Annotated in this window: 17 protein-coding genes; 14 read left to right on the top strand and 3 right to left on the bottom strand. The window is 69.3% G+C overall.

Annotated features, from left to right (window positions below):
* Window positions 1–1,182 carry a GGDEF domain-containing protein gene (locus RV045_RS02115; RefSeq protein ID WP_423234103.1) on the bottom strand — a complete coding sequence of 394 codons (1,182 nt, stop codon included), beginning with the start codon at window positions 1,180–1,182 and terminating at the stop codon, window positions 1–3.
* A gap of 129 nt (window positions 1,183–1,311) precedes the next feature.
* On the opposite strand from RV045_RS02115, the gene dnaX reads away from it, so the two are divergent.
* The 14 genes from dnaX (at window position 1,312) to der (ending at window position 16,863) form a co-directional block, all read left to right on the top strand.
* Entirely contained in the window at window positions 1,312–3,183 is a 1,872-nt protein-coding gene (dnaX, locus tag RV045_RS02110) for a DNA polymerase III subunit gamma/tau (protein WP_423234102.1), read from the top strand.
* Window positions 3,184–3,242: 59 nt separating this feature from the next.
* Entirely contained in the window at window positions 3,243–3,569 is a 327-nt protein-coding gene (locus RV045_RS02105; RefSeq protein ID WP_423234101.1) for a YbaB/EbfC family nucleoid-associated protein, read from the top strand.
* An 18-nt stretch (window positions 3,570–3,587) separates the two neighbouring features.
* On the top strand, window positions 3,588–4,202 hold the full coding sequence (gene recR, locus RV045_RS02100; protein ID WP_423234100.1) for a recombination mediator RecR: 615 nt from the start codon (window positions 3,588–3,590) through the stop codon (window positions 4,200–4,202).
* A 297-nt stretch (window positions 4,203–4,499) separates the two neighbouring features.
* A complete protein-coding gene (scpB, locus tag RV045_RS02095) occupies window positions 4,500–5,096 on the top strand; it encodes an SMC-Scp complex subunit ScpB (protein ID WP_423234099.1) in 597 nt (198 codons plus the stop codon).
* Window positions 5,093–7,408 (top strand): pseudouridine synthase, encoded by a 2,316-nt coding sequence (locus RV045_RS02090; protein ID WP_423234098.1) that lies wholly within the window; start codon window positions 5,093–5,095, stop codon window positions 7,406–7,408. Before scpB ends, RV045_RS02090 begins: the two co-directional genes overlap by 4 nt.
* Before the next feature lie 76 nt (window positions 7,409–7,484).
* Window positions 7,485–7,910 carry a nucleoside-diphosphate kinase gene (ndk, locus tag RV045_RS02085; RefSeq protein ID WP_423234097.1) on the top strand — a complete coding sequence of 142 codons (426 nt, stop codon included), beginning with the start codon at window positions 7,485–7,487 and terminating at the stop codon, window positions 7,908–7,910.
* Window positions 7,911–7,936: 26 nt separating this feature from the next.
* Window positions 7,937–9,088 carry a dual-specificity RNA methyltransferase RlmN gene (gene rlmN / locus RV045_RS02080; protein WP_423234096.1) on the top strand — a complete coding sequence of 384 codons (1,152 nt, stop codon included), beginning with the start codon at window positions 7,937–7,939 and terminating at the stop codon, window positions 9,086–9,088.
* Window positions 9,085–9,879, top strand: a complete 795-nt coding sequence (pilW, locus tag RV045_RS02075) for a type IV pilus biogenesis/stability protein PilW (RefSeq protein WP_423234095.1) — start codon at window positions 9,085–9,087, stop codon at window positions 9,877–9,879. Before rlmN ends, pilW begins: the two co-directional genes overlap by 4 nt.
* Window positions 9,872–10,876: a helix-turn-helix domain-containing protein gene (locus tag RV045_RS02070; protein ID WP_423234094.1), complete on the top strand. Its 1,005-nt coding sequence runs from the start codon at window positions 9,872–9,874 to the stop codon at window positions 10,874–10,876. The genes pilW and RV045_RS02070 overlap by 8 nt, the downstream gene beginning before the upstream one ends.
* A gap of 18 nt (window positions 10,877–10,894) precedes the next feature.
* A complete protein-coding gene (ispG, locus tag RV045_RS02065) occupies window positions 10,895–12,193 on the top strand; it encodes a flavodoxin-dependent (E)-4-hydroxy-3-methylbut-2-enyl-diphosphate synthase (RefSeq protein ID WP_423234093.1) in 1,299 nt (432 codons plus the stop codon).
* Entirely contained in the window at window positions 12,186–13,529 is a 1,344-nt protein-coding gene (gene hisS, locus RV045_RS02060; RefSeq protein ID WP_423234092.1) for a histidine--tRNA ligase, read from the top strand. The genes ispG and hisS overlap by 8 nt, the downstream gene beginning before the upstream one ends.
* 39 nt (window positions 13,530–13,568) lie before the next feature.
* Window positions 13,569–14,249 carry a YfgM family protein gene (locus RV045_RS02055; protein ID WP_423234091.1) on the top strand — a complete coding sequence of 227 codons (681 nt, stop codon included), beginning with the start codon at window positions 13,569–13,571 and terminating at the stop codon, window positions 14,247–14,249.
* Window positions 14,246–15,406, top strand: coding sequence for an outer membrane protein assembly factor BamB family protein (locus RV045_RS02050; RefSeq protein WP_423234090.1), 1,161 nt, complete (start codon window positions 14,246–14,248; stop codon window positions 15,404–15,406). The genes RV045_RS02055 and RV045_RS02050 overlap by 4 nt, the downstream gene beginning before the upstream one ends.
* Before the next feature lie 50 nt (window positions 15,407–15,456).
* Entirely contained in the window at window positions 15,457–16,863 is a 1,407-nt protein-coding gene (der, locus tag RV045_RS02045) for a ribosome biogenesis GTPase Der (RefSeq protein ID WP_423234089.1), read from the top strand.
* Here der and RV045_RS02040 read toward each other — a convergent pair.
* A complete protein-coding gene (locus RV045_RS02040; protein WP_423234088.1) occupies window positions 16,860–18,581 on the bottom strand; it encodes a SulP family inorganic anion transporter in 1,722 nt (573 codons plus the stop codon). The two genes, der and RV045_RS02040, sit on opposite strands and share 4 nt — an antisense overlap.
* A gap of 28 nt (window positions 18,582–18,609) precedes the next feature.
* Window positions 18,610–20,676, bottom strand: coding sequence for a cation:proton antiporter domain-containing protein (locus RV045_RS02035; protein ID WP_423234087.1), 2,067 nt, complete (start codon window positions 20,674–20,676; stop codon window positions 18,610–18,612).
* Window positions 20,677–20,693 lie beyond the last annotated feature (17 nt).

Raw genomic sequence — 20,693 nt, 5'->3', positions numbered from 1 at the left:
TCAGATCACCAGCGAATCGGCCTCGCCCAGAGGCGCCCGGGCGCAGGCCACGCGGTCACGCCCGCTGTGTTTGGCTTCGTACAGCGCCTGGTCGGCCAGGCTGTACAGATCCTGCGGCGCCAGCGGCGCCTCGAAGTACACGAGGCCAATGCTGATCGTGACCGGACGCAGCCCCGAGCGGGTGCGAAACGGGTGGCCGCGCACCGAATCGCACAGGCGCTGCGCCGAAGCCAGCGCCTCGCGGGCGCTGACGTGGCCCAGCAGCAGCGCGAACTCCTCGCCGCCGATGCGCGCCAGCGTGTCGCCCCGGCGCACCTGCTGCTGCAGCACCTGGACGACATCGCGCAGGATGACATCGCCCTGGTCGTGACCCAGCTCGTCGTTGATGCGCTTGAAGTGGTCGATGTCCAGCAGCATCAGCGCCATGCCGTGCAGGCGTCCGGCCGGATCGGGCTGACGCAGCAGTGCCAGACGGTCGTCCAGCGCAGCCTCGAAGGCGCGGCGGTTGGGCGCGCCGGTCAGCGTGTCGGTTTCGGCCAGGCGCTGCTGGGTGGTCTCGTTGCGCGCCGACGCGGCCTCGGAGGCCACCATCACGCAGAACAGGCCGCTGATCATGCTGGCATCGACCAGCGCGGTCAGGCGGTGGCGCAGCTCGGGCGTCAGGTCGGCGGCGAAGTCGGGCTGGGGCATGAAAAAGCCGTAGCTGGCAGCCGCGTACAGCGCCAGTTCCAGCACCGTCCAGGCCAGCATGCAGCGCCAGTGGCGATACTCGAAAATCAGCGGACCCAGCAGCACGAAAATCAGAAAGTAATGATGGCTGCTGATCAGCGTGCCTTGCACGAACAGGAGCCCGAGCATCAGCGCTGTCGCCACGGTCAGCAGTGCATGGCGTGCCAGCCGGTGGCGCCTGCGGTGGTTGAGCCACAGCGTCAGCGGAAACAGTCCCAGGCCCGGTGCAATCATCCAGGCCGCCTGCTGCACACCGGGGCGGCCGCTGGCCAGGTAGGCCATCATGAAAATCAGCACAAAAGCCACGCCCAGCAGGGCGCCGACATTGGTCTGCAGGATCTTGCGCTGCGCCGAGACATCCTTCATCCCGGCCGCGCCCAGCCAGACCACGCGCCGCAGCATCCGGGTCCAGGCGTGGACGGGTGAGGGCGGGAGGAGGCGGGAAATGGGCATGGGCGGCTGCGGTGCGCGGCAGAAAGTGAAGGGCTCTGTCCGGATATCGGCCGACTGACGGGATTATTGTGCCCTGGTGCACGGAGCTCCCCGCCGCGCCGGGCGGGGGCCAGCCGCTAGAATGCACGCATGAGCTATGTCGTCCTTGCCCGCAAATACCGCCCGCGCCGTTTCGCGGACATGGTCGGCCAGCCGCATGTGGTCCAGGCCCTGGGCAACGCGCTGCGCCAGAACCGCCTGCACCACGCCTGGCTGTTCACCGGCACGCGCGGCGTGGGCAAGACCACAGTCTCGCGCATCCTGGCCAAAAGCCTGAACTGCGTCGGCCCGGACGGGCAGGGCGGCATCACCGATCAGCCCTGCGGCGTCTGCCCGGTCTGCCGGGATATTGATGCCGACCGCTTCCTGGACTACATCGAGCTGGACGCCGCCAGCAACCGGGGCATCGACGAGATCCGTGACCTGCTCGAGCGCGCCAGCTACCAGCCCGCGCACGGCCGCTTCAAAGTCTTTATGATCGACGAGGCGCACCAGCTCACCCGCGACGCCTTCAACGCGCTGCTCAAGACGCTGGAAGAGCCGCCGCCCTACTTGAAGTTCGTGCTGGCCACGACCGACCCCGAGAAAATGCTGCCGACGGTGCTGTCGCGCTGCCTGCAGTTCAATCTGCGCGCGATGACGCCTGAACTGGTGCGCGGCCACCTGGCGCATGTGCTGGCGCAGGAGGGGATCGAATCGGACGATGAAGCGTTGCGCCTTCTGGGTACGGCCGCGCGCGGCTCGATGCGCGATGCGCTCTCGCTGACCGATCAGGCCATCGCCTGCTGCGCCGTGGACAGCGGCCAGACCCGCCTGACGGCTGCCGCCGTGCGCGACATGCTGGGCCTGACGCAGTCGGCCTACGGCGCCTACCTGGCGCAGGCGCTGGCCCGCCGCGATGGCCCGGCCCTGCTGGCCGTGATGGCGCAGGTGCGCGAGCAGGGCGCCGCGCCCGCCGCGCTGATCGAAGATCTGATGACGCTGCTGCAGGACGCCGCCGTCAGCGCGCTGGCGCCGCAGGCTGGAGGGCCGGGCGACGCACAGGCGCTGATGTCGTCATCGCCCGAATCGGCGGCGCTGCTGCCGGTGCTCCAGGCCGGTCTGCCGCCGCAGGCGCTGCACCTGGCCTACAGCCTGCTGGCGCAGGGGCGCGGCGAACTCATCTACACCCCCGACGACACCAGCGGCCTGCTGATGCTGCTGCTGCGCGTGCTGGCCTTCCTGCCGCCGCTGCCACCCGACGCGCTGCCGGACGCAGTGCCGCTGCCCGAATCTCCCCAGGAAAAGGCCCCGGCTGCTTCGGCTGCTGCTGCCATTGCGCCTGCCCCCGAGCCCGTTGCTGCTCCCATCGCCGAAGTGCCTGCTGAGCCCGCTCCCGCAGTCGTGGCCGAGCCCGCACCGCCAGACGACATCCCGCCCTGGCTGGACGCCGATGACGCGGTGGCCGATCCGCCCCCCGCTGCGGTGGCCCCGCTGCCGCTTCCTGCGCCAGCTCCTGGGGCTGTAGCGAAGCCCGCAGCGCCGGTGCCGGTGCCCCAGAACTGGACGCCCACGCCGCTGGGCGAGCGCTGGCTGGCCTGCGTGCAGGCTTTGACGCAGGCGCAGGCGATCACGGCGCTGGTGCGCGAGCTGGCGCTGCAAAGCGAGCTCACGCACGTCGACGACAGCCAGCAGCCGCCGCGCTGGACCCTGCACTGCGAGGGCGCTTACCTGGTCAAGCCCGAGAACGTCGCCAAGCTGGAGCAGGCCCTGCGCCAGAATGGCTTTGACGTGGCGCTGGAGGGCCACAGCGGCGCCGCCACCGGAGACACGCCCGCGCGCCGCCTGGCCGCCCTGCGCGCGCAGGCCCAGGCCGCCGCCGAACACGACCTACAATCGCACCCCGTGGCCCAGGCGCTGGCCGGGGCTTTTCCCGGTGCGCGCTGGCTGCCCGGATCCATCCAGCGGCTGAGTGCGTCCTGAGCCGTCCCGGCCCACGCCCCCGCTTTTCGCTTTAACCCACCCACAGAAAGACATCCCCCATGATGAAAGGTCAACTGGCCGGTCTGATGAAACAGGCCCAGGCCATGCAGGACAACCTGAAAAAGGCCCAGGACGAACTCGCCACCATCGAGGTGACCGGTGAATCCGGCGCGGGCCTCGTCCAGGTAGTGATGACCTGCAAGCACGACGTGCGCCGCGTCACCATAGACCCCAGCCTGCTGGCCGACGACAAGGACATGCTGGAAGACCTGGTCGCCGCCGCCTTCAACGACGCCGTGCGCCGCGTCGAGGCCACGTCGCAGGAGAAAATGGGCAAGCTCACCGCCGGGATGCCGCTGCCTGCGGGCATGAAGTTCCCCTTCTGACCGGGCTGCGACGCTGACATGGCCGCTGCGGCTTCTGCGGATGACGACGGCCCGGGTGCGCTGATCGAGGCACTGCGCGCACTGCCCGGCGTGGGCGCCCGCAGCGCACAGCGCATGGCCTGGCACCTGCTGCAGCGCGACCGCGCCGCCGCGCTGCGGCTGGCGCAGGCGCTGTCCGACGCGCTGGACAGCGTGCACCACTGCCAGCGCTGCAACACCTTCACCCGCCACACGCTGTGCGCGCTGTGCCGCGACGACAGCCGCAATCCGGCGCTGCTGTGCGTGGTCGAATCGCCTGCTGACCTGTCCGTGATGGAGCGCACCGGCGGTTTTCAGGGCCACTATTTCGTGCTGCAGGGGCGGCTCAGCCCGCTGGACGGCCTGGGCGTGGAGGGCATTGCGCTTGATCCCTTGCTGGCGCGCTGCGCCGACGGCGCGGTTCGCGAGGTCATCCTGGCGACCAGCTTCACTGCCGAAGGCGAGGCCACCGCGCAGGTGCTGGGTCAGGTGCTGCAGGCGCGCGGCATCGGCGTGACGCGCCTGGCGCGCGGCGTGCCAGTCGGCAGCGAGCTGGAGTACGTCGATCTGTCCACCCTGGCGCACGCGCTGGGCGACCGCCGCCCGCTGGCCTGAGATCGCCCGGCAGCGGCCGACAGCGCCCGACTGCACAAAAACCGGCAGAAAATGCAGCATCGGCGCACAAAGCGGCCGTTCCGGGCTAGAATCGCGCCTCATTGAGGTGACTGCGGCGGAATATTCCCGCATCATCTGTGGCGGCCCCAAGCCTGACCCGACCGGTCCCCCTGCAGCCCCGCACCCAGCCCCTTGGCTCTCCTGATTCAAGTCCCGACCCACGCGGTCGACTTCTGTCTGCCCCTTGTCGGTCATTCATGACCCCCCACGGCCCTCACGGCCCCCCGATCTGCGATCTTGAACAACGTCGATGTCATTGTGGAAGCGGCCCTGCTGTCGGCCCCGCAGCCGCTGAGCCTGCGCGAACTGCGCGAGGTTCTGCCGCAGGCCGATGCGCCCGTGCTGCGCGAGGCGCTGGATGCCGTGCGCGAGCGCTGGCAGGGACGCGGTCTTGAGCTGGTCGAACTGGCCAGCGGCTGGCGCTTTCGCACCCGGCCCGAGCTGCACGTGTTCCTGGAGCGCCTGCACGAGGACAAACCGCCGCGCTATTCGCGTGCGGCGCTCGAAACCCTGGCCATCATCGCGTGGCGCCAGCCGGTGACGCGCGGCGACATCGAAGAAATCCGTGGCGTGGCCGTCAACGCCCAGATCATCCGCCAGCTTGAAGAGCGCGGCTGGGTCGAATCCATCGGCCACCGCGACGTGCCCGGACGGCCCAGCCTGCTGGCCACCACGCGCCGCTTTCTGGACGATCTGGGCCTGAAACGCCTGTCCGATCTGCCGCCGCTGCCTGAACTGACCGACGCGCTTGCGACTCTGAACCCTGATCCGGACGGCCCTGCCGAACCGGCCTCCGATAGTGATACCCCGGTGCCTGGCACCCAGCCCCTATGAACGCTGACACCCCTTCTTCCTCCGACGCCATCGAGCCGGTCCGCGACGCGGCTTTATCACCGGACGCCTCGCCGGACGTCGCTGCGGCGCCTCCCCGCACCCGTGCTCCGCGCCGGAAAACGGCCGTGGCCACCCCGGCCCCGGAGTCTGGCGATTCACCCGCTCCGGTGGCTGATGCCGAGCCCGCCCGCACGCCCGTGCGCCGCACCCGGCGCAAGGTGGCTGCCCCGGACAGCCCTGAAACGCTGGTGCCTGTCGAGGCCGCGACTGCTGCAACGCCTGCCGACGGGGGGGCTGAAGCAGCCCCCGCTGACACTCCCGCTGCTCCTTCCGTTGCGCCTGCTGCTACCCACGCTGAACCCGCTCCGGAAGCCATCGAAGCCGTGATCCAGCGCCCGCGCCGTCCGCGCCGCAGCGCCGTGGCGGTTCAGGTCCATGTCGGGATGCTGCCTGAGCAGGACACTGCGTCCGGCCCGGCCCCGGCCACCGATGTGGCAGCGGCAACGCAAACGTCAGAAACGACTGAACGGGCAGAACCGTCAGAGCCGTCAGAACCGTCAGAAACGACTGCACGGGCAGAACTGGCAGAAGAACCCCAGCGCCCGGCGCGCCGCCGCAAAGCACAGCAACCCGCCGCCGCAGTGGCGCAGCAGACCGTGCCGCACGGCGTGGTCTCGCTCGCCCCGGCCGACGCCGACGCTGGCGATGATGCACCTGCCGCTCCCGCCGCGCTGCCGTCCGAGCTGACCACGACCGACGCGCGCCAGGTGTTCGAGCAGCTCGCCGCAGGCGCCTGGACCCCCGAAGATGAGGCGCCCGAGCCCGAAGCCAGCGACGCTGCGCACAAACGCGTGCTGCTGCCCGATCCGGACGCGCCCAAGCTGCACAAGGTGCTGGCGCAGTCGGGCATCGGCTCGCGCCGCGACATGGAGCAGTGGATCGCCGACGGCCAGGTCACCGTCAACGGCCAGCCCGCCCACGTGGGCCAGCGCATCGCCCAGGGCGACCGCGTGGCCGTGCGCGGCAAGCCCGTTCGCCTGCGCATTGCGCCCGCCGCGCCGCGCCTGCTGGCGTACCACAAGCCCACCGGCGAAGTCGTCACCCGCGACGACCCGCAGGGCCGTCCCACCGTGTTTGGCAGCCTGCCCACGCTGCCCAGCGGCAAGTGGCTGTCGGTCGGGCGCCTGGACATCAACACCGAAGGCCTGCTGCTGTTCACCAATTCGGGCGAACTGGCCAACCAGCTCATGCACCCGCGCTTTGGCGTGGAGCGCGAATATGCCGTGCGCGTGCTGGGTTCGCTGAACGACGAATCGCGCGGTCGCCTGCTGGCCGGGGTCGAGGTCGAAGGGCATGTCGGCGCCTTCAAATCCATCGAGGATGGCGGCGGCGAGGGCGTGAACCACTGGTATCGCGTCGTCATCACCGAGGGCCGCAACCGCGAGGTGCGCAAGCTCTTTGCCGCTGTCGGCCTGACGGTCAGCCGCCTGATGCGCATCCGCTACGCCAGCGTGGTGCTGCCGCGCGGCCTGCGCCGGGGCGTGTGGGTGGAACTCAACAGCGCTGATGTGCAGACGCTGCTGCAGCTCACCGGCCTGGCCGGTCTTGGCGAGCGCCGCCGACGCGGCCCCGGAGATCGTGGCGAGCGCGGTGCCCGCCAGGCTCAGGACGGGCAGGGCGGTCCTGTTGGACAAGGCGGGATAAACGGCCAAGGCGGTCAAGGCGCGCCGGGCGGTCAGCGCCCCCAGGGCGGCAAAGGGCAGCGTCCGGGCAAGAACCGCAAGGGCGGTCAGACTTATGGCTCAACCCCGGGCGCAGCGCCCGGCGCCCCGGAATTCGCTGTCATGGCCCAGCCCGGTTCGACCGGCTCGTTCGAGGGGCAGCCGCGCGGTCAGCGCCAGGGCCCGAGAGGACCCGGCAAAGGCCCGCGCCAGGGGCAGGGCGGCGGTCAAGGCGGTGGACAGGGTGGGCAAGGCGGTCGCCAGGGCGGCAACCCGAACGGCGGCGAACGCGCGCCCTTTATTCCCAACCCGCTGATGCAGACCTATGACACCCGCGCCATCCAGAACGAACGCCGCCAGGCGCGCACCCAGCGCTTCGACGACGAAAACGGCCCCATTCCCAACCCGCTGGAGCAGACTTACGACAAGCGCTTTGTCCAGAAAAAAAGCTTCATCGGCGCGGGCAAAGGCCAGCGCAGCAGCGCGCCCGGCGGTCAGCCTGATCCCATGCAGACTTCCGTGGGCTACATCGGCGCCGACGCCTTCTACAAGAAAATGATCGGACGCGGCGGCGGCAAGCGCCGGGGCTGATCCCTGCAGCGGCTGCGTTTACAATGCAGCCCTTTCACCTTTCCTGTTTTTTTCCTTTTTCACGACAAAAATCATCATGGCCATCGAACGCACCCTCTCCATCATCAAGCCCGACGCCGTTGCCAAAAACGTCATCGGCCAGATCTACGCCCGCTTCGAAGGCGCTGGCCTGAAAATCGCAGCGGCCAAGCTGGTCCACCTGTCGCGCGCCGAAGCCGAACAGTTCTACGCCGTTCACAAGGCCCGCCCCTTCTTCAAGGATCTGGTGGACTTTATGGTTTCCGGCCCGGTCATGATCCAGGTGCTGGAAGGCGAGAACGCCATCGCCAAAAACCGCGAACTGATGGGCGCCACCGACCCCAAGAAGGCCGACAAGGGCACCATCCGCGCCGATTTTGCCGACAGCATCGACGCCAACGCCGTGCACGGTTCGGACGCCGCTGAAACCGCGGCCGTGGAAGTGGGCTTCTTCTTCCCCGGCATGAACGTTTACAGCCGCTGATCGCGGCTGTCTGTCACCCCTCGGGCATGGAGGCGCAGGACGCACGCACCCCACTGCTGGGCCTGGATCTGCCGGGCCTGCAGGCGTGGTGCGCGCAAATCGGCGAGAAACCCTTCCGCGCCACCCAGCTCTACCGCTGGATCCACCAGCGCGGGGTGGCCGATTTCGCCCAGATGTCTGATCTGGCGCAGTCGCTGCGCAGCCGTCTGCCGGATATCGCCGTCGTCGCGCCGCTGCCCGTGATCAGCGAGCAGGCCAGCACCGACGGCACCATCAAGTGGCTGTTTGACGTGGGCGGCGGCGATGCCGTCGAAGCCGTTTACATCCCGGAAGACGACCGCGCCACACTGTGTGTCTCGTCTCAGGCGGGCTGCGCGGTGGGCTGCCGTTTCTGCTCCACCGGCTACCAGGGCTTCAGCCGCAACCTGAGCAGCGCCGAGATCGTCGCCCAGCTCTGGTGGGCCGAGCATCACCTGCGCCAGCGCCTGGGACGCCCGGGCGAACGCATCATCAGCAATGTGGTGATGATGGGCATGGGCGAGCCCCTGCAGAACTATTCGGCGCTGGTGCCCGCACTGCGCACCATGCTGTCCGACCACGGCTATGGCCTGTCGCGGCGGCGGGTGACGGTGTCCACGTCCGGCGTGGTGCCCATGATGGATCGTCTGGGCCAGGATTGCCCGACCGCGCTGGCGGTGTCGCTGCACGCGCCCAACGATGCGCTGCGCGACGATCTGGTGCCGCTCAACCGCAAATACCCGCTGGCCGAACTGATGGCGGCCTGCCGCCGCTACCTGGAATTCGCGCCGCGCGATTTCATCACCTTCGAGTACTGCATGCTCGACGGCGTCAACGACAGCGAGGCCCACGCCCGCGAACTGCTGGACGCCATCCGCATGCCCGATCTGCCGCACGGCCGTCTGCCGTGCAAGTTCAACCTGATTCCGTTCAACCCGTTCACCCAGTCGGGGCTGAGGCGCTCGCCGCGCGAGCGCGTGCTGGCTTTTGCCCAGGTGCTGCAGGACACGGGCCTGGTGACCACCGTGCGCAAAACGCGCGGTGACGATATTGATGCCGCCTGCGGCCAGCTCGCGGGCGAGGTGCAGGACCGCACCCGCGTCCACCTGCGCTGGCAGGAGCCGGTGCCCAAAACCCTGCAACCGGAGGTGTCGCGATGAAATCTGCCCTGATCCGCCCTGTTCTGGGCGCTTTCACGCTGGCTGCGGCGGTACTGGCGGCGGGCTGTGTCAGCGTCTCGTCGCTGCCGCAGCAGCCGCCCAGCGAGCTGGCCACCGACAGCAACCGCGCGGCCATCCGCCTGGAGCTGGCCACGGCCTACTTCCAGCGCGGCGAGAACGCCATCGCGTTGCAGGAGGTGGACAAATCCATCGCCTACAGCAGCCGCGAGCCCCAGGCGCACAACCTGCGCGGCCTGATCCTGGCCGCCATGGGCCGCACGGCCGAGGCCAGCCAGGCCTTCGAGCGCGCGCTGGCGCTCAAGCCCGGCGCGGGCGACATCCTGAACAACTATGGCTGGTTCCTGTGCCAGACCGGCCAGCGCGAGGCCGCGCAGCAGCGCTTTGCGCAGGCGCTGTCCGACCCGCAGTACCGCGAGCCTGTGCGCACCTGGCTGGCCAGCGGTGAGTGCTACGCGCGCAGTCAGCAGTGGGACGCTGCCCAGGCCGCCCTGAACCGCGCCAGTCTGCTGCAACCGGATAACCCGCAGGTGATCTACACCCAGGCCAGCGTGCAGCTGGCGCGCGGTGATGCCGCGCAGGCGCTGGCTCATGTCCGCCAGCTCAACGCCAACCCGGACTGGGTCAACGCCCAGTCGCTGTGGCTGGAGATCCGCATCCTGGTCCGGCTGGGTCGCCGCGACGAGGCCCGCCGCCTGGGCCAGACCCTGAACGAACGCTTCCCTGGCAGTGTGCAAGCCAGCCGATACGAAAGAAACCTGTTCGATGAGTGATTCCGACCCCAAAGACAACGCTTTTTCCCGCACCGACGTGATGCCTGCGGACGTCACCCCGGCTGTGGCCAGTGGCCCGCAGCTGGCGCTGCAGATGGGCGGCTCTGCCGGAACCATGCTGCGCCGCGCCCGCGAGGCGGCGGGTATTGCTCCCACCGAGATGGCCACCGTGCTCAAGGTGGATGTGAAAAAGCTGAACGCGCTCGAAGAAGACCGTTACACCGATCTGCCCGATCTGGCTTTTGCGCGTGCGCTGGCCAAATCCATCTGCAAGCAGCTCAAGGTGGGCTTCGAGCCAGTGCTGGACGCGTTGCCGCGTCTGAACGTCTTCCAGGGCGTGGAGCACAGCGAGGTCGCGCTCAACATGCCTTACCGTGACCGCAGCCTGTCGGCGGGCTATTCCTCCGGGCGCGATTTGTCCTGGATGCGGCGCAAGTCGGTCTGGGGCACGCTGGCGGTGCTGCTGCTGATCGCCGGGATGTTTGCCGTGTCGCCCGACGTGCTCAAGCGCTTCGCGGCCAAGCCCGCGCCGGTGGTCGAGGCGCTGTCTGACGGTACAACGGTGGAAGGCGTTCCGGTGGCGGTGACGCCGTCGCTGGATGCGGCCAAACCGGCTGCCGCTGCGGCGCCGGTGGCTGCTTCGGGCGGCCCGGCCACCGTGGCTGACCAGGTGCTGGCGGGCCAGGCGCCTGCGGCGGCCGCCTCCGAACCGGCTGCGGCCCCCCCTGCGGATCCGGCCGCTGCGGCAGCTCCTGCGGCCTCGGCCGGGCAGGGCGTGCGTCTGGCGGCCTCCCAGGAGGTCTGGGTGCAGGTCATGTCGGGCAAAAAGCGCCTGTTTGAGCGCACGCTGCAGCCCGGCGAATCGGTCGATGTGCCCGGCGAGGCGCCGCTGCGCATCGTGGCCGGTCGCGCTGCGGCCGTCACCGTCAGCTACAACGGCCAGCCTTTGACCTCGACGGCCAAGGGCACCGTGGGCCGCTACCGCGTTGAACCCTGACAGGGACGGGACTCTGACATGAGCGCCATTTCTTCTTCGGGCGACACGCCCATCGCCCTGGCGGGCGCCGCGCCGCGCCGCTCGCGTCAGGCCCGGGTGGCCTGGGGCGGCCAGGTGCTGACCGTGGGCGGTGACGCCCCGGTGCGCGTGCAGTCCATGACCAACACCGACACGGTGGACGCCATCGGCACCGCCATCCAGGTGAAAGAACTGGCGCAGGCCGGGTCCGAGCTGGTGCGCATCACCGTCAACACGCCTGAAGCCGCCGCCGCCGTGCCGCACATCCGCGAGCAGCTCGACCGCATGGGCGTACTGGTGCCGCTGGTGGGCGATTTCCACTACAACGGTCATCGCCTGCTGACTGATTTTCCGGATTGCGCGCAGGCGCTGTCCAAATACCGCATCAACCCCGGCAACGTGGGCAAGGGCGACAAGAAAGACCGCCAGTTCGCGCAGATGATCGAGATCGCCGCGCGTCTGGACAAGGCCGTGCGCATCGGCGTCAACTGGGGCAGCCTGGATCAGGAACTGCTGGCGCGCATGATGGACGACAACGCCCGACGCGCCACGCCCTGGGATCCGCGTCAGGTGATGATGGAAGCGCTGATCGAATCCGCGCTGACTTCGGCCACCGAGGCCGCGCGCCTGGGCCTGTCACCCGACCAGATCATCATCAGCTGCAAGGTCAGCGGCGTGCAGGACCTGATCGCGGTCTACCGCGAGCTGGCGCGCCGCTGCGATTACGCCCTGCACCTGGGCCTGACCGAAGCTGGCATGGGCACCAAGGGCACGGTGGCTTCCAGTGTGGCGCTGTCCGTGCTGCTGCAGGAAGGCATCGGCGACACCATTCGCGTCAGCCTGACGCCCCAGCCGGGCGAGGCGCGCACGCAGGAAGTCGTTGTCGCGTCCGAGATCCTGCAGGCGCTGGGCCTGCGCAACTTCAACCCCAGCGTCACGGCCTGTCCGGGTTGCGGCCGCACCACCAGCACCACCTTCCAGGAGCTGGCCAAGCAGATCGACGATTTCCTGCGCCAGCAGATGCCGGTCTGGAAATCGAAATACCCCGGCGTCGAATCGATGAAGGTCGCCGTCATGGGCTGCATCGTCAACGGCCCGGGGGAGAGCAAACACGCCGACATCGGCATCAGCCTGCCTGGCACGGGCGAAGCCCCGGCCGCACCGGTTTACATCGACGGCGAGAAGGCGCTCACCCTGCGCGGCGAGCACATCGCGCACGAGTTCCAGGCCCTGGTCGAAAGCTATATCGAGCGCCGCTACGGCCATGACGCTGCGGCCGGGGAGGCCCGCCATGGCTGACCTGCTGCGCGCCGTCAAAGGCATGAACGATCTGTTCCCGGGCCTGGCCGTGCCGGACGACAGCCAGCACTGGGCCTGGCTGGAGCGTCAGCTGCACGAGGTGCTGGGCCGCTACGGCTACGGGCCGGTGCGCACGCCGGTGGTGGAGCCGACCGCGCTCTTCGTGCGGGGTCTGGGCGAAGTCACCGACGTGGTCGAGAAGGAAATGTACGCCTTCGAGGACAGCCTGAACGGCGACCGCCTGGCGCTGCGCCCCGAGAACACGGCCGGTGTGATGCGCGCCGCGCTGCAGCACCACTTGCTGCGCGAGGGCGGGCGGCGGCTGTACTACATCGGCCCCATGTTCCGCCACGAGCGGCCGCAGAAAGGGCGCTACCGCCAGTTCCACCAGGCGGGCGCCGAGGTGCTGGGCTACGCCGGGCCGGATGTCGATGTCGAGCTGATCGCCCTGACGCGCGCCCTGTGGCAGCGCCTCGGGCTGCGCTGCGGGGGTGAGAGCCCCGATGTGCGGCTGGAGATCAACTCGCTGGGCCAGGCCGACGAGCGCCAGGCGCACCGCGCCGCGCTGATCGCCTATTTCGAGGCGCACGCTGACCAGCTGGACGAGACCGCGCAATCGCGCCTCTACACCAACCCGCTGCGCGTGCTGGACACCAAAAACCCCGCCATGCAGGCGCTGGTGGAAGCGGCGCCGCGCCTGATCGATTTTCTGGGCGAAGCCTCGCTCGCGCACTTCGCGCAGATGCAGGCGCTGCTGGACGCGCTGGGCATCGCTTACACCGTCAATCCGCGCCTCGTGCGCGGCCTGGACTATTACAACCTGACGGTGTTCGAGTGGGTGACGGATCGCCTGGGCTCGCAGGGCACGGTCTGCGCCGGGGGCCGCTACGACGGCCTTGCGGTGCAGCTGGGCGCGAAGGCACCGGTGCCTGCCGTGGGCTGGGCGATGGGTCTGGAGCGCCTGCTGCTGCTGCTGGCCGAACTGAACCTGCTGCCCGCTGCCTCCGCGCCCGACGCCTACGCCATCGTCAGCGACGCCCGCCACCTGGGCGCGGTGCTGCCCGTGCTGGAGTCGCTGCGCGCCCACGGCGCCAGCGTGGTGCTGCACCCGGGGCAGGGCAGCCTGAAGGCGCAGTTCCGCAAGGCCGATGCCAGCCAGGCGCGCTGGGCGCTGGTCTTTGCCGATGACGAAGTCGCTGCGGGCGAGGTGGGCCTCAAGCCCCTGCGCAGCAGCGATGGCGCATCCAGCCACGAGGCCGCCCAGCCGGCCCAGCAGCGCCTGTCCGTGGCCTGCGAGGCCGATCTCGCTGAGCTGGCCCGCCGCCTGCGCGCCTGAGCCGCACCCTTTTACATTTTCGATCAGACAAGGACAACCATGGCCAAGGCCCTCGACCTCGACGAACAGGAACAGCTGGAATCGCTCAAGTCCTTCTGGAACACCTACGGCAACTTCATCACCACCGCGCTGCTGGTGGCTGCGCTGGTCATGGCCGGCTACAGCGGCTGGCGCTGGTACCAGAGCCGCCAGGGCGCGCAGGCCCAGGGCGTTTACGGCGAAATGGAATCGGCCCTGCAGCGCAAGGACGTCGCCGCTGCGCAGCGCCTCTTCCAGAAAATGGGCAGCGATTACGCCGGACAGACCTGGACGGCGCAGGCCGGCCTGCTGCTGGCCCAGTCAGCGGCCGATGCGGGGCAGACTGCGCCCGCCAAAGACGCCCTTCAGTGGGTCAGCGACAAAGGCCCCGAGGGGGCCTACCGCGCCGTGGCCCGCCTGCGCCTGAGCGCGCTGCTGGCCGGTGACAAGCAGTACGATGCCGCCCTGAAGCTGCTGGAGGGCTGGCAGGATGCGGGCCTGAAGGGCCTGGCGCTGGACCAGCGCGGCGACATCCTGGCCCTTCAGGGCAAAAAATCCGACGCCGCCGCCGCCTGGAAAGAGGCCTGGCAGGCGCTGCCCGCCACGGGCACTTACCGCAACATCGTGGCCGCCAAGCTGGCTTCGGTGGGGGAAAATACCCCCGCTGACGCGTCTGCTGCAGCGGCCGGGAGCGCTTCATGATGACCTCTGATTCTTTCCGCCCCACGTTCTGGGCCGCCCTGGTCGCCGCCGTGGCGCTGTCGGCCTGTTCGGGCTACAGCCCGCCCAAACCCGCGCCGCTGGTCGCGCTGGACGCCAGCGTGGCTGCCGTGCAGGTGCCCGTGGTGTGGGAATCGCGCCTGGGCCCGGTCGGGCGCCTGCTGCAGCCCGTGCGCGTGCCGGGCGGCTGGGCGGTGCCCGATGACAAAGGCCAGGTCCGCGGTCTGGACGCGGCCAGCGGCAAAACGCTGTGGTCGGCCGATTTCGGTCAGGCTTTGAGTGCCGGCGTGGGCAGCGACGGCCAGGTGGTGGCCGGCATCACCGGCACGCGCACGCTGCGCGTGATGGCGGTGCAGGGCGACGGTGCGGGCAAGCCGCTGTGGTCGGTCGCGCTGGACAGCGCGGTGGTCACGCCGCCGCTGGTCGCGGGCGAGCGCGTTTTTGTGCTCATGCAAAACCAGAGCGTCGCCGCCTATGACGCCCGCACCGGCCGCTACCTGTGGCTGCAGAAGGTGGGTGACCGCACCGCCGAGCTGGCGCTGGATGCGCCCGGCCTGCTGACCGCCCAGGGCGGACGCCTGGTGGTGGGCCTGGGCGCCGTGCTGGCCAGCCTGGACCCGGCCACGGGCGCACCGGTTTGGTCGCAGCCCCTGTCAGGCGTGCGCGCCAGCAACGAGATCGAGCGCCTGGCCGTACCGCTGGCGCCTGCGCTGGCACGCGGCAACACCCTGTGCCTGCGCCTGTTCAGCACTGGCGTGCAGTGCATGGATGCCGCCACCGGCCAGCCGCAGTGGCAGACCCGCCTCGACGGCGCGCAGGGCCTGGGCGGCGACGCCAACTGGGTGCTTGCCGTGGATGGCAGCGACCGCGTTTTCGCCTGGCAGCCGCCCGCATCCACGCCCTCATGGCGCATGGACAGCCTGCTCAATCGCGGCCTGACCACGCCAGTGCTGGTCGGCAACCGCGTGGTCGTGGGTGATGCCCAAGGCTACGTTCATGTGCTGGATCTGGCCAATGGCCAGCTGGTCGCCCGCTTCAGTGCGGGCGGCAGCGCCGTGCGCAGCCTCCAGGCCGATGGGGCGGATGGCGTGCTGGTGCTCAGCGCCGACGGCCGCGTGGCCACCTACCGCCTGCGCTGAAGCGCGGTGGCGATTTTTCGCAGTGTTTTGACGATTTTCAAGGAAGCAGCATGTACAGGCCCGTGATCGCCCTGGTGGGGCGGCCCAATGTGGGCAAATCCACGCTGTTCAACCGCCTGACGCAGTCGCGCGACGCCATCGTCGCCGACTTCTCCGGACTGACCCGCGACCGCCATTACGGCGACGCGGTGCTCGGGCAGCGGCAGTTCATCGTCATCGACACCGGCGGCTTCGAGCCCGAAACCGACACCGGCATCCTCAAGGAAATGGCGCGCCAGACGCGCCAGGCCGTGGCCGAATCCGACGCGATCATTTTCGTGGTCGACATCCGCACCGGCCTGTCGGGCCACGACCAGGACATCGCCCGCTTCCTGCGCACGACGCAAAAGCCGGTGTTCCTGGCCGTCAACAAGGCCGAAGGCATGCTGGATTCGCCGCTGGTCGGTGAGTTCCACGAGCTGGGCATGGGCGAGCTGCACCCGATTTCTTCGGCGCACGGGCAGGGCATCCGCAGCCTGACCGAGGCCGTGCTGGACGCGCTGGGCCTGCCCGAGGAGCCCGAACCCGAAGAGGAGTTCGATCACGACCCCACCAAACCCATCCGCCTGGCCGTGGCGGGGCGGCCCAATGTGGGCAAATCGACGCTGATCAACGCCTGGCTGGGTGAAGAGCGCCTGATCGCCTACGACATGCCGGGCACCACGCGCGACGCCATCCACGTGCCTTTCGAGCGCCAGGGCCGCCAGTTCGAGCTGATCGACACCGCCGGTCTGCGCCGCAAAGGCAAGGTGTTCGAAGCCATCGAGAAATTCTCGGTGGTGAAAACGCTGCAGGCCATCGCCGACGCCAACGTCGTCGTGCTGCTGCTGGACGCCACGCAGGGCGTCAGCGACCAGGACGCGCACATCGCCGGTTACATCCTGGAATCGGGCCGTGCCGTGGTGCTGGCCATCAATAAATCCGACGCGGTGGACGATTACCAGCGCGAGACGCTGCAGCGCTCGATCGAGCAGCGCCTGGCCTTCCTGAAGTTCGCCGAGCAGGTGCCCATTTCGGCGCTCAAGCGGCGCGGCCTGTCGTCCGTGTGGCAGGCGGTCGCGCGCGCGCACGCTTCGGCCACGGCCAAGCTCAGTACGCCCAAACTCACCCGCCTGATCCTGAAAGCCGTCGAGCACCAGGCGCCCAAGCGCGTGGGCGCCTTCCGTCCCAAGCTGCGCTATGCGCACCAGGGCGGTATGAACCCGCCCATCATTGTCGTCCACGGCAACTCGCTGGACGGGATCAGCGACAGTTACAAACGCTTCCTGGAAGGCCGCGTGCGCGACGAGTTCAAGCTGGTCGGTACACCCCTGCGCATCGAAATGCGCTCGTCCAGCAACCCTTATCTGGATCGCAGCAGCCAGGGCGGCGGCGCCCACGGTGCCCGCGCACCCAGGCGGGTAGGGCGCAAGGCTTAAGTTTCTGCCGGGGTTTTCAGCGCTTCAAACGCCCCGTTGGCTGACAGAAACACCTCGCCAGACAGTTCTTTCCACAGCGGCGAGCGCATCAGGCGGTCCTGAACCGGGCCTTTGATTTCGGCCAGGTGCAGGCGGATGCCGCGGCCGAGCAGGTCGCGGTTGTGCTCGGCAAGCACATCGGCGGCGGTGGCGTCCATGCGGTTGATGGCGTTCATCACCAGCACCACGTCGCGCGTCTGCGGCTGCTGCTTGAGCGCCGTGTTGAGGCGCTGCTCGACGGCGGCCAGGTTGCCAAAGAACAGGCTCTCGTCGATGCGCATGAACAGGGCGTGGGGCAGGGTGTCCACGTGGTGGCGGTCCACGTTGCGGAAATGCTCGCTGCCCGCGATGCGGCCGATGACGGCGATGTGCGGGGTGCTGGCTCGGTACAGCAGTGTGGCCATGGACAGCACCACGCCCAGCGCGATCCCGGCCTCCAGCCCGAAGGCCAGCACGCCCCCGGCCGTGCCCAGCCAGGCCAGCGCGTCGGCGCGGTCGTACTGCCAGGCGGCGCGCAGGGCTTTGAGGTCGATCATCGACACCGCCGCCATGGTGATGCTGGCGGCCAGCACGGCCAGCGGCAGGCGCTCGAACAGGTGGGCCGCACCGGCCACGACCCCGATCATGGCGATGGCCGTCACGATGCTGGCCAGCGGCGTCTGCGCCCCGGCCGACACGTTGATGGCCGTGCGCGACAGCCCGCCGCCCACCGGCATGCTGCCGTAAAAGGCCGAAACCACGTTGGCGGCGCCCAGGCCCACCAGCTCGGCGTTGGGGTCGATGCGCTCGCGCCGCTTGATCGCCAGCGCCTGCGCCATGGTGATGTTCTGCACCATGCCGATCAGCGTCATGATGAAAGCGGGCACGATGAGCTTTTCCAGATCGCCCAAGGGCGGCAGCCCCAGCGAGAGCCCAGGCAGCCCCTGGACGATAGGGCCGACCACCGCCACGCCGTCGCGCCCGTCCAGATCCAGTTGGGTGACCGCCAGCGTGCCCGCCAGCACCACCAGCAGCGGCATCAGCCGCACCACAAAAGCCGCCGCTGCCGCTGTCATGCCCAGCCGCGTCAGCAGGCCCTGCAGACCCAGCCGGGCGAAAGCCAGCAGGGCCAGCGCCGCCAGCGCGATGATCACGGTGGGCCGGTGGCTGTCGCCCAGACGCGGCAGCAGACCCAGCACCGTCTGCCAGGTGCCGCTGGCTGGCGTGTGCAGGCCCAGCAGCGATTTGAGCTGGCTGACCACGATGACCACCGCAGAGCCCGAAATGAAACCGCTGATCACCGGGCGGCTGAGCAGCTGCGACAGAAAGCCCAGGCGCAGCAGTCCGCCCGCCAGGATCATCAGCCCGGACATCAGCGCCAGCGCGCCCGCCAGCGCCACATAGTGCGGCGTGCCCGGCTGCGCCAGCGGCCCCAGCACCGAGGCGGTCATGATGGCCGTGAGCGCCACCGGCCCCAGCGCCTGCACGCGGCTGCTGCCCAGCAGCGCGTAAACAATCACCGGGAAGATGCTGACATACAGCCCCATCTGCGGCGGCAGACCGGCCAGCAGCGCGTAGGCCAGGCTCTGCGGAATCACCAGCACGGTGACGATCAGCCCGGCTGACAGGTCGGTGCCCAGGTGCTCTCTGGGGTAGTGGCGGATCCAGTCGGGCGGGAAGGGGATGCGGGCGAGCGTCATGTCAGATTCCCCTCAGAGCGCCATGGTTTCACAGGGCCATCAGCACGGCGCGGGCTTCGTCCAGGCCGCTGGTCTGGCCGGAGAGCACCAGCGTGTCGCCGGGCTGCAGCAGCAGCTCGGGCCGCGCGGGCAGCACGCCGTCGCCGGGGCGGCGCAGGTGCAGGGCGCGCACCTGCCATTCGCTCCAGGCCAGATCGCCCAGCGCCATGCCCGCGCAGCGGCAGGCGGGCGGCAGGGTGACGCTGAGCAGGCGAACCTCCTGCTGGTCGCCGGTGGTCAGGTCGTCGTCGGCGCCGTGGAAATAGCCGCGCAGCAGCTCGTACTGCGCGTCGCGCGCCTGCTGGGTGATGGTCTGCACCTGCTGCACGGGCACACCCAGCAGCGCCAGTGCGTGGCTGGCCAGCATCAGCGAGCCTTCCAGCGCCTCGGGCACCACCACGGTGGCGCCGGCGGCGTGCAGGGCGGGCATGTCGCTGCTGTCCACGGTGCGAACCAGGGCCGGAACGTGCGGCGCGTGGTCGTGCACATGGTGCAGCGTGCGCAGCGCCGAGCGCGTGTTCTGGTGCGTGATGGCGATGGCGCTGGCGCGCGACAGGCCCGCCGCGACCAGGCTGCTCATGCGGTTGGCGTCGCCGTAGACCACGTTGTCACCCGCCGCCGCCGCCTGGCTGACGCGGTCCGGGTCGAGATCCAGCGCCACAAAAGGGATGCCCTGCTGGGTCAGCAGCCGGGCCAGGTTCTGGCCGCAGCGCCCGTAGCCCGCGATGATGACGTGATCGCGGATCTTCATCGATTTGCTGGCCAGCGTGGTGATGGCCAGAGAGCTCATCATCCAGTCGCGGCGGCTCAGGCGGTTCACGATGCGGTCGGCGTGCGCGATCATGAAAGGCGTGGCCAGCATGGACAGCACCATGCTGGCCAGCACCGGGCTGATCCAGGCGCGCTCGATCAGGCCGCTGCTCACCGCCAGCGTCAGCAGCACGAAACCGAACTCGCCCGCCTGCGCCAGATACAGGCCCGTGCGAATCGCCACGCCGCTGCGCGCGCCGCCCAGCAGCGCCAGGCCCGTGATCAGCCCGGCCTTGAAGAGTACGGGGAAAATGGTGAGCACCAGCACCAGGAGCCAGTGGTCCAGCAGCACCAGCCAGTTCAGCTTCATGCCGATGGTGATGAAAAACAGCCCCAGCAGGATGTCGTGAAAGGGCCGGATGTCCGATTCCACCTGGTGCTTGTAAGGCGTTTCGGCGATCAGCATCCCGGCCAGGAAGGCGCCCAGCGCCAGCGACAGGCCAAAGTGCTCGGTCAGCCAGGCCAGTCCCAGCGTGAGCAGCAGGATGTTGAGCATGAACAGCTCGTCGCTCTGGCGTTTGGCCACCAGCGTCAGCCAGCGGTTCATCAGCTTCTGGCCGCCGACCAGCAGCAGCGTCAGCACCACCGCCGCCTTGGCCAGCGCCGTCAGCATGGGGATGAGCAGGCTCTCGCCCAGCGCCTGCGCCTGGTCGCCCAGATCGTGCGCGCCCGAAGCGACGGCCGCCGCCTGCCCGGCCAGATGCGTGCCCAGCGCCGGAATCAGGATCAGCAGCGGCACCACGGCCAGATCCTGGAAGAGCAGGATGCCGACCACGCGGCGGCCGTGTTCGCTCTCGAGTTCGGTGCGCTCGGCCATCAGCTTCATGACGATGGCGGTGGACGACATGGCCATGGCACCGCCCAGCGCCAGCGCCGAAGTCCAGTGCAGGCCCCACTGCCAGCCCATCCAGGCAAAGCCCGCCGCAAGCGCCAGGTGGCCGATGACCGCGCCCGCCATGGTCACCAGCACCTGCGACAGCCCCAGGCCAAATACCAGACGCTGCATGCTGCGCAGCTTGGGCAGGTTGAACTCCAGCCCGATCACAAACATCAGGAAGACCACGCCGAACTCGGCCAGGTATTCGACCCGCTCCGAATCGCGCGCCAGCGCCAGCGCGTGCGGGCCGATCAGAACACCCACCACCAGATAGCCCAGCATGGGCGGCAGACGCAGCGATCGGAACACCACCACGCCGCTGACCGCAGCCAGCAGGTAAAGCAGAACGATGTCGAGGGAGTTGTGCATGCGTGCGCAGGCCGCAG

It is taken from the genome of Amphibiibacter pelophylacis (assembly GCF_037688875.1).
GTDB lineage: Bacteria > Pseudomonadota > Gammaproteobacteria > Burkholderiales > Burkholderiaceae_C > Amphibiibacter > Amphibiibacter pelophylacis.
Note: the sequence above shows the minus strand (reverse complement) of the source record. Positions and strands in the feature narration are given on the sequence as shown.